9 protein-coding genes and 1 pseudogene are annotated in these 13,854 nt (G+C 45.4%); 5 read left to right on the top strand and 5 right to left on the bottom strand.

Features of this window, described 5'->3' with window-relative positions; all coding sequences use genetic code 11:
• Positions 1-7 precede the first annotated feature (7 nt).
• Positions 8-2,746 carry a DEAD/DEAH box helicase gene (locus QUA40_RS08970; protein WP_333124190.1) on the bottom strand — a complete coding sequence of 913 codons (2,739 nt, stop codon included), beginning with the start codon at positions 2,744-2,746 and terminating at the stop codon, positions 8-10.
• A 238-nt stretch (positions 2,747-2,984) separates the two neighbouring features.
• Between QUA40_RS08970 and QUA40_RS08975 the strand changes: the two genes are divergently transcribed.
• The 5 genes and pseudogenes from QUA40_RS08975 to QUA40_RS08990 all read left to right on the top strand — a co-directional run bounded on the left by QUA40_RS08975 (position 2,985) and on the right by QUA40_RS08990 (position 7,370).
• A complete protein-coding gene (locus QUA40_RS08975) occupies positions 2,985-4,118 on the top strand; it encodes a succinylglutamate desuccinylase/aspartoacylase family protein (protein ID WP_333124279.1) in 1,134 nt (377 codons plus the stop codon).
• Between the two features lie 294 nt (positions 4,119-4,412).
• On the top strand, positions 4,413-4,619 hold the full coding sequence (locus tag QUA40_RS28975; RefSeq protein WP_445301136.1) for a transposase family protein: 207 nt from the start codon (positions 4,413-4,415) through the stop codon (positions 4,617-4,619).
• A 241-nt stretch (positions 4,620-4,860) separates the two neighbouring features.
• Positions 4,861-5,556, top strand: a pseudogene (locus QUA40_RS28980) (ISL3 family transposase).
• Positions 5,557-5,929: 373 nt separating this feature from the next.
• Entirely contained in the window at positions 5,930-6,415 is a 486-nt protein-coding gene (locus QUA40_RS08985; RefSeq protein ID WP_333124192.1) for a glutathione peroxidase, read from the top strand.
• Between the two features lie 493 nt (positions 6,416-6,908).
• Positions 6,909-7,370 (top strand): VOC family protein, encoded by a 462-nt coding sequence (locus QUA40_RS08990; RefSeq protein ID WP_333124194.1) that lies wholly within the window; start codon positions 6,909-6,911, stop codon positions 7,368-7,370.
• 96 nt (positions 7,371-7,466) lie between these two features.
• Here the strand turns inward: QUA40_RS08990 and QUA40_RS08995 are convergent, their stop codons facing one another.
• From QUA40_RS08995 to QUA40_RS09010, 4 genes are all read right to left on the bottom strand, one after another.
• Complete coding sequence (locus QUA40_RS08995) at positions 7,467-10,049, bottom strand: PAS domain S-box protein (protein WP_333124197.1); 2,583 nt, start codon at positions 10,047-10,049, stop codon at positions 7,467-7,469.
• 131 nt (positions 10,050-10,180) lie between these two features.
• Positions 10,181-10,507 carry a hypothetical protein gene (locus QUA40_RS09000; RefSeq protein WP_333124200.1) on the bottom strand — a complete coding sequence of 109 codons (327 nt, stop codon included), beginning with the start codon at positions 10,505-10,507 and terminating at the stop codon, positions 10,181-10,183.
• Between the two features lie 603 nt (positions 10,508-11,110).
• Positions 11,111-13,249 carry an ATP-binding protein gene (locus QUA40_RS09005; protein WP_333124202.1) on the bottom strand — a complete coding sequence of 713 codons (2,139 nt, stop codon included), beginning with the start codon at positions 13,247-13,249 and terminating at the stop codon, positions 11,111-11,113.
• Between the two features lie 147 nt (positions 13,250-13,396).
• The gene (locus QUA40_RS09010; protein WP_333124205.1) at positions 13,397-13,741 is read right to left on the bottom strand and encodes a slr1659 superfamily regulator; all 345 of its coding nucleotides are present in this window, start codon (positions 13,739-13,741) and stop codon (positions 13,397-13,399) included.
• Positions 13,742-13,854 lie beyond the last annotated feature (113 nt).

The following is a 13,854-nucleotide window of genomic DNA, read 5'->3' on the forward strand; positions in this document are numbered from 1 at the left end:
CAATTTTCTAAGTTGCAGCTTCATTCACCGGGAATCGATCGATTAACTGCATCGCCCGACAAGCATTCCTCCGCAAAGAATCCGAAACATGAGGAACATGAGGAATCTGAGACAAGAAATCCAAAGTCCGGCGCAAAATCCGCACCACATCCCCTTCATCCAAACTCGTATGACTAATCAGTTCCAGCCATTCAACACCCAGAGCCCACTGCTCAACCAAAGTCACTAAATCCCGTTCCAGCCAAATCGGGATCGCAGCTTCGTGGCGGTACTGCACTTGAAACAATCGGCGGCGCAAGCCTTTTTGCAGATTGTCCAAAGGTGCCAAAACTTCTGGCGACAGCGAGTAGTGAGTCCAACTGTCCGGTCTGGAAACTTCTGTAACTAAGGCCGCGCAAGCAGCAGCGAGGTGGTGGGGGTCAAGTTCGTCAAATTCCGCAGACATCAGGGACAAACCCAGCCACAGTTCGTTATCACCACGAATGGCGGCGCAAGCTTGACCCAAGATTGTGGGTAACAACCTGTCGGAGGAGTCATCTCGGTTTCCAGTTGCCGAAACTACTCTTTCCAAGCAGCCGAAATTCAGCAAGATGTCAATTAAGTTGAGAAATTGCTCCCAGTAGCGAGCTCGCTGCTTTTCTAAGTCTTGTTCGCTTTTGCGAACTTCTTTTTTCAATTCTTCCCGGCGGCGCTGGCGTTTGAGCAAAGTACCGGGATTGCCCCATTCTAGAACCGGGTGAATTTCTAGCTTAGCTTCTACGGCTGCGATTTTCTGCTGTTGCTCGATCGCCTCTGGGCTCGGTACTGGTGCGGGCAATTCTGGGATCGATGCAGCAATTGAAGCAGTTTCTTCAGTTCCCAAGCGGCACTGGCCGAGTCTTAATGGCATTTCCGAAGGCGGGTTCAAGGTATCTGCAACGCTCAAGCGGGGTAATTCGGCGTGCAGGGTAGCGACATCGCTAATGGCGACGATATACCAGCGGTTATCTTTGCCCAAGCACACCAAATTTGGAGCTTGGCCAGAACCTGCGATTTTGGCAACCAATACGGCTGGTACAGGAGTTGTGTGCGATCTTTTGGCTGTCGGAACGTGTTTACCTTTGAGGCTCAGAACCGTTCCGAGCACTGCAAAAGCCACAGCTACGGACATCTCCTTAAATCGCGCTTCTTCAGCTTGCTGCAATAGAGTTTTCAGCAAACGTTTATCTTCTTTGAGTCTTCCCTGCAATTTTTCGTAATGGGCGAGGTGTTTTTCGAGGGTGGAGACATTTCCTCCGGCCGCCAGGGACTCTTCCAGCACCGCCAATTCTGTTTGCAGCCGATCTAATTCTGATTGCTGCGGCTGCAAGTACAAGGTAGACAGGTATTGACCAAAACTCCGCTCTACCAACTCTTGAGCTTCGTCGAGAGTGTGAGTTTGCAGCAAATTCAGCACCATGCCGTAGCTGGGAGTAAACTGACTGGCGAGGGGGTCGGCTTTGGCTGTTGCCAAATATGAGGCTTCTTTTGCGCCTTCAAAGCGTGTCTGAACTGCGACTACGTGCCCCAGCTTGTCCATGCCCCGCCGACCCGCCCGACCGGCCATTTGCAGGAATTCTGAAGCGTTTAGCAGTCGGTGTCCCTTGTCAGTGCGCTTGGACAAGGTGGAAATAACTGTGGTGCGGGCGGGCATATTAATCCCGGCTGCTAGGGTTTCGGTGGCAAATACGACTTTAATCAAACCTCTGCCAAAGAGTTCTTCTACTAAACCTTTCCAAGCGGGCAAAATGCCTGCGTGGTGGGCGGCGATGCCTTTTAAAAGTGCTTCTTTTTGACCGAATCGTTCTGCTTCTGGGTTTCGCTGTAAAAAATCGTCAATGATGCGTTTGAGTTCGGCTGTTTCGGCTTCGTTAACTAGGGAGAAATTGCCGACTTCTGCGACTGCTTGGTCGCACCCGCGACGGCTGAAGATGAAGTAAATTGCTGGTAGCATATCTCGATCGTCCAACCGGGCCAAAACATCGGTCAAACTCGGAGTGGGGATGCTGCCTCTTTCTACTTTTTGCTGCTTCTTTTTGGGGACTAACCGGACATTCGCTCTTTTGCCGGTCTCGTCTAGCAGGGGAAATATCCCTTTTTGATTGGCGAAGTGGAATTGCAGCGGCACTGGCCGAAAGTCTGAGTAGACGAGCTCTGTGGGCCCGTGGACTTTGTTAATCCAGTCTGTGAGTTGCTCGCTATTGGCAACGGTTGCTGAGAGGGCGAGAAGTTGAATTTCGCTCGAACAGTAGATGATGGATTCTTCCCAGACGGTACCACGCTGGCGATCGTTCATGTAGTGACACTCGTCGAGCACCACGGTTTCGACTCCGGTGAGGGAAGTACCGACTTCTCCGATCGGCGTACCGTAGAGCATATTCCGAAATATTTCGGTAGTCATCACCAAAATCGGCGCATCTCGATTGAAGGAGATATCGCCCGTCAGCAAACCTACGTTGTCGTCTCCAAATTGACTGCGGAAGTCGCGCAGCTTTTGGTTAGAGAGTGCTTTGAGGGGAGTGGTATAGAAGACGCGCCGCCCCCGGGAGAGTGCTTGATGGATGGCGTATTCGCCGATTAATGTTTTTCCGGAGCCTGTGGGAGCGCACACGACAACGGATTTACCTGCATCGAGGGCGGCGATCGCCTCTCTCTGAAAGTTATCTAGCTCGAAGGGAAATATGGTCTTCAGATCCAGCTCTGGGCGGTTCTGGGCAGTGTCTGGCACAAGGATTATTATAAGGTTGCAGGATAAGTATGCTTAAATCTTGCTGAAAGCAAGTCAGCAGAGGACTGTATTGATTTTAGACCAACGCCCGCAAATCGGCTATGAAGGAATAAGTCTGTTGGCAGTTGTCATTAGTCATTAGTCATTAGTCATTAGTAACAATTACCAATTACCAGTTACCAATGCCCCATGCCCCATGCCCCATGCCCCATTCCCCATTCCCCAAGTTTCGTTGTCTATGATTCCTATTATTTCGACTATTCCTGTGGTGCAGCTTGCTTCGGGCGATCGGCTTTCACTGCAAGTCTATCAGTTCCAAGGTGCGATTCCCGGCAAAAAAGCTTATCTCCAATCTAACCTCCACGGCGCTGAGATTAGCGGTAATGCTGTGATTTACCAATTAATTGAGTTTTTAATGTCTTTGGACAGCAGCCAGTTAAGCGGGGAAATTTGGCTAGTTCCTGTTTGCAATCCTGTGGGTGTCAGTCAGCGATCACACCATTTTTCCCCTGGTCGCTACAATCTTTATGATGGGGTAAATTGGAACCGGATTTTCTGGGATTTTGAAAAACAAGGGGAAGATATTCTGGGTTTTGCTAATTCTCACATTCATCTCGATGCCGATACTGTCAAAGTTCATTACAGAAAAGCGATTGCTTTGAGTTTTGCCAAAGAGTTGGCAAAACTCAACGCTCCTAGTTGCCGTCCCTACAGCGAACTTTACCGATATCAGCTACAATCTTTGTGTTTGGATGCTGACTATGTGCTGGACTTGCACAGTTCTACGAATCAAAGTTTAGATTACCTTTACTGTTTTAATTCCCGCGAGGAGAGTGCAAAAGCTTTTTTGCTCGATCGGGCAATCTTGATGAACGAGTACGACGGCGATGCTTTTGACGAGGCGTTTCTCAAGCCTTGGCTGGCTTTGGAGAAGATTTTGGCAGAGTTGGGAAGTGCCATTGAATTTGATGTGGAAGCTTGGACTTTAGAATTAGGTTCGGGGATGGAAATGAATCCCGAGTCGGTGGCGAATGGCTTGCGGGGCATCAAAAATTACTTAGCAAGTAAAAGCTTATTGAAAATAGATGGATTTCCTCTCCCGGAAACAGCGAATCATCAAGTTATTTTCACCCCCAAGAATTCTGTGTTCAAATACTATGCGCCAGCGGGCGGGATGATTCAAAGTCGAGTGCAATTGGGGAGTTATGTCACAAAGGGCGATCGGCTATATCAAATTCTCAGCTTTAATAAGAATGGGGAATTTCCGAGTTTGGTTGATGTTTGTGCTGAGTCGGATGTTTTCATTTTTGATGTTTCGATCAATCACTCAGTAAATCAAGGAGAGTATGTGTTGTCTGTGATGGCAGATTGAGAATACCAAGAAACCCGGTTTCTTGGTTCTTCCTTACTTACTATGCTAAATCAATAGCTACCTCAGTAAAATAAATTTAATAAATATGTCAAAATGTAAATCAACTCCTTGTCAGGCTTGACATTAAGGCTGGTTTAATTGTCTATTATAAATAGTTCCAATTTTTTTGACATCGAATTACAGTCATGACCACCAAAAAGGGTACTAAAGTTCTAACAGAGCTCCTGAACATACAAGGAATTAAAGTAACTCAAATGAGCCAACTACCGGGAATTAGAATGAATAATATTACAGGTGGAGTCAACCGAGCGAGAAAGTCATTGTCATCATTGCGGGACAAAAAGTAATAGATTACATCAAAATCATCGAGATGTAGTAAAAGATTTATCCTGGGGAGAGCAGCCAGTATTTTTAGAAATAAACAGGCGACAGTTTAAATGTAAAAAATGTGGCAAACCATTTAGCGAAAAATTAGACTTTGTGAACAACCGAATAACTTAGACAAAACGACTAGCAAATAGCATGATAAAATTAGTTTTATAAAGTGATATTAGTAGTGTAGCAAAACAAGGAGTAGTAACCACAGAAGAAATAGAAAGAATGTTGTCAGATGCTTCACAAGAATTATCGTCAAAACCATCAAATTTAAAAAAACTAGGAAGTGATGAAATAGCTTTAATCAAAGGTCAAGGAAATTACTGTGCCGTATTAATTGATTTAGAAACATCTAAATTGATTACAATTGTCAGAGGAAGAACGCAAGCAGAAATCGAGCCAGTGCTTAAATCCTGGGGTTCAGAGGTCAAGCGAAAAAATAGAAGAAGTAAGTATAGATTTGTGGAAAAGCTACAAAACCCTAGTAAAAAAACTGATGCCAAATTCTCAAGTAGTAGCGGACAGATTTCATTTAATGGTACAAGTCAACAAGGAGTTAGACACACAAAGAAAGCGCGAAAGAAGGGAAGTAGTAGATGCAAGTAAAAACAACAAATTGCTCCAAAAAATAGCTGACTATTAAGAAATATTGTCCGGACTAAATGACAGTAAATATTCCTTACTCAAGAATGAAACGAGTTTAAAAGAGAAGCAAAAGCTCAAATTAATATCAGTTAAAAAAGTGTGTCCTCCTCTCGCAAAAATACCTACATTAAAAGAAAAGTTCCGAGAAATATTTGAAAATAAAAAAGTAATTGGTTCAGGGGATTGTTGAGAATTGGGAGCTGGCAGAAAAGAGCTCAACAATATTTTCCTGAAAGTGTGAAGACTATTACCAATTGGCACAAAGGAAATAATTGCTTACTTTGATTGTAAAACAACAAGTGGTGTTGTTGAGGGTATCAATAACAAGCTCAAGTTAATAAAACGTTCGGCATATGGCTTTAGGAATTTTGAGAATTACAAAAATAGATGTTTGCTTACGCAGCATTTTAATTGTTAGTTTGGCATAGTAAGTAAGGAAGAACCAGTTTTGTTAAGAAAGATGTGAGTAAGGCATAGCTTCTTAAGGGGGATTTAGGGGGATCGAGATAGGTGCAACTTCACATTAAATCGCTATTAGCGAGAAACTGAAATCTAACAGCGGACTGTGGCGATCAGTTTTGTGGCGAAACTTGACCGCCATTTACTAAGATCCTGTTCGGTAAATTAACCGTAATTTTGGTAGGCGCGGGTTCACCCATATATATAATATCAGCGCGAGAGCCGTCAACCCGCCCCGACCGGGATATTAAAATTTTTAGCGATCGACCTCTAGACAACATTGTACCGACTTGCGGTAAAATTGTGGTGGTCAAATTTAAAAGTATTTGGAAATGCCCAGCACAATCTCCGATATTAAAGTAAAAACGATCGCAGGCGAAGACAAGCAGCTAGGAGAGTACGCTGGTAAGGTACTCTTGATAGTTAATGTAGCTTCCAAATGTGGCTATACACATCAATATAAAGGACTCGAAGAATTGAGCCAGAAGTACAGCGCGGCTGGACTCCGTGTTTTAGGATTTCCGTGCAACGACTTCGGAGCTCAAGAACCCGGAAGTAATCCAGAAATCGTCAATTTCTGTACTACCAAATACGGCGTCACCTTTGAATTATTTGACAAAGTACGCGCTAAAGGTACTCAGCAGCACCCGCTGTACGCTAAGCTTACGAATGCAGTCGATCCCAAGGGTGAGGTTTCCTGGAATTTTGAGAAATTCTTAGTTAGCAAACAGGGTGAAGTGGTTGCCAGATTCCGCAGCAGTGTTGGCCCCGATTCGCCCGAACTGATCGCTGCTATCGATCGAGAATTGGCAAAATAAGAAGTTCGGCAACTAACCTGTGTACAGGATTTAACTGATTTAACGGATGGATGTTTAGGGAAGAGGGAAGAAATTAATAGGCTTTTTTTCTAATAAGTTAAGAGCTAATTTTTTTCTTGTGTTCTTCCCCATTGTGTGCAAGCACTCAACCATGAACAAATACTGATGATTGTATTTAATTGGAGAACAGTTTAATTTAATGGAAAATACATCGGGATTAGATTTAGTGGTAGGTTTACTTGCTTTCGCAATTCTGGCAGGTGGCCTGGCCATGCTTTTTGTAGGCATGGCATCGTTTCCTAAAGAAAAATAATACTAATGGATTATGATGTGCGATCGCACGACTCGAATAAAAGTTTTGGTAGTGAGGACTGAAGTCTTCCTGGAAATCCAGGGAGTCCAGTCCTCACTACCAACTTAAAATGCTTATTTTACAGGGCACCATCTGAATAAATCCAACTACATTCAATTTGAACATTCGCAATTGACAATCATGCAAACTACGGAAAACAACGTCAAAATTGTCCTCGCGCCGGGGAACTTGCGGCGCGTTCACCATATCGCTTTAAACGTGCGCGACATGAAAGCTTCCCGCCACTTCTACGGTACAATTCTGGGTTTGCACGAACTAATAGGTGCAGAAATTCCCGCAACTTTAACAGAAATGGTAGCCGCTGGTAAAGTCGCTAGTTTCGTCACCCCTGACGGCACTGTTATTGACTTATTTTGGCAGCCCGAATTAGAACCGCCAAACCCAGACCCGGAGAAAGCTTTTACCCGCGCCAACCACTTAGCCTTCGATATCGAGCCGGATTTGTTCGATCGCGCTCTGGAAGTGCTAAAGTCAAATCAAATTGCGATCGATAGCGGCCCCGTCACTCGCGCTACAGGACGCGGCGTTTACTTTTACGATCCTGATGGATTTATCATCGAAATCCGTTGTGATGCAGTTTAAACAGTCGCTCTGGCGTTCTCGGTAGTCCGTGTGCACCCTACTAAATTTACTCTTTTGATCGCGGCGCTCCCTAAACATCCTACGTTTAAAGTTGTTTTATTTTCGGTCTTTGCTAATAGGTTGCTTCGGCCAAGTAAACCGAAAAGTTGCTCCCTCACCTTCAGCAGATTCTAGGGAAATACAGCCTCCTTGACCTTCGACAATTTTCTTCACCAGCGACAAACCAATCCCAGTATTTTCTACTTTATCGCGAGCTTCCAAGGTCTGAAAAATTACAAAAACTTTATCGTGATATTGAGGAGCAATGCCCGGCCCGTCATCCCCCACAGAAAACTCGTAAAAATCATCTAACTCTTTAACCGATATTTTTACGTGACCCGATTCACCTCGATTGTGCTTGATGGCGTTGCTAATTAAATTAGAAAAAACCTGCTGTAACGGCAATTTTTCCGTCACAAAAGTTGGCATTCCCGGTTCAACTTTCACTTCAAATCCAGAGGGCGGCGCCAACGAATCAATAATTTCTGCTAATAACTTCTCAACTTTTACCATTTCTGAAGGCACTTGAATGCGTCCGACGCGGGAATATTGCAGCAGTCCCTCAATCAAACCTTCCATTCGGTGAACTCTGCCGCGCAGCAGGTTCATTTGGTGGATAGTATCCTCTGTCATCGACTCGCTGAGGTCTTCTTCTATCCAACTGCTGAGATTTGCGATCGCCCTGAGTGGCGCTTTCAAATCGTGAGAAACCACATAAGCAAACTGGTCTAATTCTTGATTCCGCTTTCTCAAAACATTCGTAGTTTGAGCCAGTGAGTTCGTTATCCAACTCAATTCTTGAGCGTGCAACTGCAGCGATTCCTCAGCTTTTTTGCGTTCCCTAATATCTTCTACCACACCCATCAGAAAGTGACTGCCATCTTGTTCTCGCAGCAGGGAAACCGTTAAGTTTGCCCACACCAACTCTCCATCTTTGCGGACGTAGCGCTTTTCCATACCATAATTTTCAACTTCTCCTGCTAATAATTGGCGCAAAATTTCCAGTTCGCCTGCCAAATCCTCCGGCCAAGTAATGTCCTGAAATCTTTTTTCCATCAATTCTTGGCGGGTGTAGCCCAAAATCTCGCAAAGTTTTTGATTGACTAACAGAAATTTGCCTTCTAGAGTCTTTTGAGCCATGCCGACTGCCGCCTGCTCAAAAGTAGCGCGAAACCGCTGCGCGCTTTGGGCTAAAGCAATTTCTGAGCGCTTGCGATCGCTAATATCGTTGCTGATTTCCAAAATAGCCAACGGTTGATCTTGATCGTCGTACTGCAAAGTCCACCGGCTTGCCACCATTATTTTTGTACCGTCTTTCTTGGTACGCAGCAGTTCCCCTTGCCAAGAACCCTTCTCGAAAAATACTTTTTGAATTACCTCAAAAGGTTGGGTCCATTCTGTTTGCAAAAGCTCGTGAATATTTTTTCCTATTGCTTGCGACTTCCCCCACCCGTAGAGCCACTTCGCCCCCAAATTCCAATAAGAAATTGCCCCATTCAAGTCTAGTACCGCGATCGTATCGTTAGCCAAATCCAGCATTTGCGCTTGCTTGCGTAGAGTTTCTTCAGCTTGTTTTCGTCCTCTGGCATCGCGGCAAATCGCAATAAACAAGTGTTGATTTGCCAGACGCATTTCGCTGACCGACAACTCCATCGGAAACTTGCTTCCGTCGCTGTGAAGTCCAACTGTTTCTTGCTGGTAAGTCTTCAGCTTGGCATCGGGATTTAACATAAAATATTCGATCGAGTAATCCCCCGCTGTGTTGTGCGGCTGCGGTTGAGCTATCAGCCGCCGCAGGTTCGAGCCAATTATTCGAGCGGTCTCGCCAAAAATCTTTTCTGCTGCCCTATTAAAAGACTCAATTTTTCCCCATTCGTCCAAAGTAATAATCCCGTCAGCCGCATTATCTACTACAGCTTGAATGCGAGTTTTACTTTCTTGCAAGCCAGCTTCCCGCTTCCTCAATTCCTTCTCTAAACTATCAAATAAATACCAGGAAGCCCCTGCACCCAAACAGCCGAAAAGCAAACCAGCAACTTGCACGAAATTAGTTAAATCTATCAACTCTCGTCTTTGCTTATCTAAAGCTTTCTGCTGGGCTTCGCCTGCATCAGCAAAGGCATCAATGTTTGCGCGCAGCTTATCCATCTTCAATTTGCCTTGAGCAAACACCTGAATTATTTCCGACGACGGCACGCTTGTTGCCGAACTGTCGAGCTTATTCAAAGTGTTTTGCAAGAAATTTATTTGCTGTGCGGTACTTTTTTTTATTTCTTCAAGTCGGTGATCTTGCAGTTTATTTCCTCGAACCATAACTTTGAGTTTAGCCAGCAGCGGAGGCAAACTCTTCTTTGCTTCTAAGTATGGTGCTAGAAATGCCCGGCGCTTCGTCAAGGCGTAACCCCGAATGCCAGTTTCCGCATCCACCACCATTGTTAACAAGTGGTTAGTTTCCTGAAGTATTTCCCTATTAGTATCTGCCCGCTTTCTGAGTTCTAGGGTACTATCCCGGAGCCCTGCAATTGCTATCAGCGAAGCAAACAGACAAATCACGGGGATAGCAATGATGACTGTTCCCCGCTGGCGAATTGGTCGGTCCGTCCATACAAATTGGAGGCAGCGATCGAGCAAATACTTCACGGATATTGAAGGAGAAAGTTTGCTGCCAGTATATCGCTTTTTGGCAATTTATGGTAGGGATAAGTTCGTTTTTTTTTGTTTGGCGATCGCCGGGGACTAACCGTGGAAACTAGATTAGACCCCTGTTATAGCTACCTGCTGAGACTAACAGCAGATTTTTTTGAACGGTTTTTAAACGGAGACAAGGAGAAGGAAAGACCTTTTTTCGGCAGTGAGACAGCAGGAGAAGCAGAAACGAGCCTTTCTGCTTTACCTTCGTTTTCGCCTTCGGCTTTTGCTTTCAAACTAGAGTCTGTTTCGCAAGCGTTCTGAACACTTGTAACTACAGTAGTCCACCTGCCTGTAGCGGGATCGCGATAACAAGTGAAAGGATTTATTTTTAGCGGTTGACTGCAAGGTTTAATCATGTAGATGCACTCCTTTGATTCTGAGAACTTGCGCGCTGCTGAAAGCAGCATTGCTATCTCGCCAGTAGAAGCAAGAGTATGAAGGCAAAAAGCAGAATTGTGTTTCTGCGTCCAGAGATTTTTGATAATTCCTGATTTCCTGTTAACTTTGCCTTCTACTGGTTCCCGACCATAGCATTACTTTTACCAAATTGCCTTGCTGTAAGCAACCCCCCACCCCGTTAATCAGGTTGAGGTGCGACTTGTGAATGCAGCGAGGAGCCAGATCCTGCCTGCGGGAAAATTTTGGGATAATACAGGTATTCTAGGCGGGAAAAAAATTCTACTGTGTGATCGGCAACAGAGGTTAATCGCGATCCGTGTCACAATTAAAAAGGGAATTGTTCAGTTGACAGTTGACATTTGACAGTTGACAGTTGATAGCGACCTCTACCTGGAAGAAGAGGATTGGAGTAAGGAATAGTCTTCTTTTAATTTCTCCCGATCAGGGAGAGGCTTTAAACCAATTTTTTATGGTAAGGGGGGAATTGGTAATGGAGAATTCTTCCATCTCTTCCTTTCCTTAAATCCGTAAAATCCCGTACACAATCCGTTGCCGAACCCCCACCGTAAAATCCATCAAATCCCGTACACAATCCGTTGCCAAACTTCCTTCTAACTAATATCAACTTTTGCCTTTAATTGAACAGTAAAAGTAGAACCCACACCTAACTTACTCTCCACAGTGATATCGCCGCCCATCATCTGACAAAACAAGCGACTAATGGCTAATCCTAAACCAGTGCCGCCGTACTTGCGAGTAGTCGAAGCATCCCCTTGAATAAAAGGTTGAAATAAACCGTGCTGCTGTTCTGCCGACATCCCAATCCCCGTATCGGATACCTGCAAATAAACCGAATCGCTGCCACCTGCTGATTCGCGAGTCCCGCTCAACAGAACGGTTCCATTTTCGGTAAACTTCAGGGCATTCGAGAGCAAATTGAACAGAATTTGCCGGACTTTAGTCAAATCGGCATACATCACTCCCAAATTTTCAGAGCAAGAAACTTGCAATTGATTGTGATTTTTTTCGACCAAAGGGTGCAAAGTTGCAACGACTTCTTCTATTAAATTGCCTAGGTCAAAATTTTCTAAGTAAAGTTCCATCCGACCCGCTTCTATCTTAGAAAGGTCGAGAATATCGTTAATTAAAGTCAGCAAGTGTTTGCCGGCGTTAAAAATTTTTTGGATATCGGGAAGGATATCTTCGAGTCCCGATTCGAGTGCTTCTTCTTGTAGCATTTCGCTGTAACCGATAATCGCGTTGAGCGGCGTCCGCAGCTCGTGGCTCATATTGGCTAAAAAAGTGCTTTTAGCTCTAGAAGCTGCTTCAGCTTTGTGTAAGGCTTCTTGCAAAGCTATTTCGGCTCTTTTGCGCTCGGCAATTTCGATGCGGAGCAGTTTATTGGCGGCGGTGAGTTGAGCGCTGCGCTGATCGACGGTCATTTCTAGCTGCGCTTTGGCTTTGGAGAGTGCTTCCTGAGCCCGCTGGCGCTCAAATCCTTCGATCGCCAGCGCTACCAAATTTGCCAAAGAATCGGCGAATGTGCGCTCTTCCAGAGCCCACTGGCGGGGCGCGCCGATATGTTCGAGAGACAGGATACCGACGATCTGCCCACCGAGCCTAATTGCTACATTTAAGATGGATGAATTTGGCTGGCTGGAATTCGGCAGCACAGCGGAATGTTCCGCTACCGAAGATAAGTGGGACAAATTTGTTTTTAGAGAGTTTTGAGTCTTTGTCGTAGGTTCTAAAGCATTGTCTGATCGCAAATTTTCGCCCGGTGCGTCGCCTTCCACATCTAAATTTGATAAATTTAAATCGCTTGCCGATATGGACTCCCGGCTCAAATGATTCTCCTGAGTGCGATCGTACAAGTCGAGACAAACTAATTTGAGGTTGGGGATTGTAAATTTAGAACGATTGACCGACTCGTGTTCCTCTGGGGCGGCCGTCTCTGTATCGAGTGATTGTGTTTGGTTGTGGGCGATCGCTCTCTCGGTAAAATTTAGCTGAGGATTGATCGGGTAGCAAGTTCCAAATCTTCCAGGGTTGTAAAGCCAGACGCTGACTTTTTCCACATCCAAAGTGCGGGCGGCAGCCTCAGTAATTTCGCGAATTCCCACATTCAGCGCACCGCTGTTGAGAGTCCTCTGCCGACCTAGCTGCAACAAAGCCAAACTCTGGCGGCGGAGCCGCTTTTCGCTCTCTTGGAGGGTTTGTTCTGCTTCCTTGCGCTGGGTGAGGTCGTACAAGGCGCACAATGCCGTCGGCTCCCCGTTAAACATCAGCGACTGAACCGAGAGCATCGCCCAGAAAGCGGTGCCGTCTGATTTTTTGCAGTGGAGTTCGTAGTTTTGCAGGTATCCCTCTTTAGCAAGTGCCTCAAGTACCTTTGGGCGATCGGCGGCGTTGAAGTAAAAGTCTGGAGTGCTGCGGCCGATCAATTTTTCTAGGGGTAGGTTCAGGAGAGAAGCCAATTGAGCGTTCGCATACAGAATTAAGCCGTCACAGAGGCGAGAAACTAATACGGGCACGGGAGTTGCCGAGGCGATCGCCCGAAACTGCTCTTGGCTTGAACGCAGTGCCAACTCAGCTTTGCTGAGCAAGTGAGCTTCCATCGTATCCGAATGTTCGGTGGTAGTCTCCAGCATAATTTCTAGGTCAGCCTTTTCGCGCTTCAAGTTGTCTAGTTCTGCACTCAGTCGCTGAACGTCCAAAAGTAGCTGTTCTGTCGATGGTTCTTCCTGCATAGCAATTGAAAATTGGTAATTTCTAGTCTGTTCTGAAGTTTTTTAGGGTTTTGTGCCAGTTTAACTATGACTTATTCTCATTAACTTGAGCCACCCTGATCCTCGTTCCCGGACTTAGCATGGGGCTCATCTTTACCTTTTTCTCTACTATTCCAATTCTAAGTGCAAGGAAGGCATCAGCCTCTGCAAGTTTTTCAGGGATTTTATCTGCCAGGGGATCTGTTTAGAACCTTTGATGGCGATTTGAATATTTTTTTGCTGGCGCACTCTGATCACAAATTTTGAGACAATATTAATTCCTGAACTATTTAAAAATTCTAGCTTTCGCAAGTCTAGAGTCACCGTGTTTGGGCAGGAGTCAGCCACTTCGTTGAGCAGATCGACGATCGGCGCGTATTCTTCCACCTGGCTGAGTCGGAACGAGCCGCTACAGGTGACTGTTTGGGTATCGCGATCGTACTGGATCGTGTAATCTTTGGTCTGAATCTCCATACTTTTGTCAGTTGCCGGTTTTGAGTGGTAAAGGGGCTTTGGCTGCGTGAGCGAGGATTGAGCTTCAGGCTGGCACGATCAAAATTCAGCCGTTTGCCGAATGCCCAATGCCT

Source organism: Microcoleus sp. Pol11C3 (assembly GCF_036701485.1).
Classification (GTDB): domain Bacteria; phylum Cyanobacteriota; class Cyanobacteriia; order Cyanobacteriales; family Microcoleaceae; genus Microcoleus.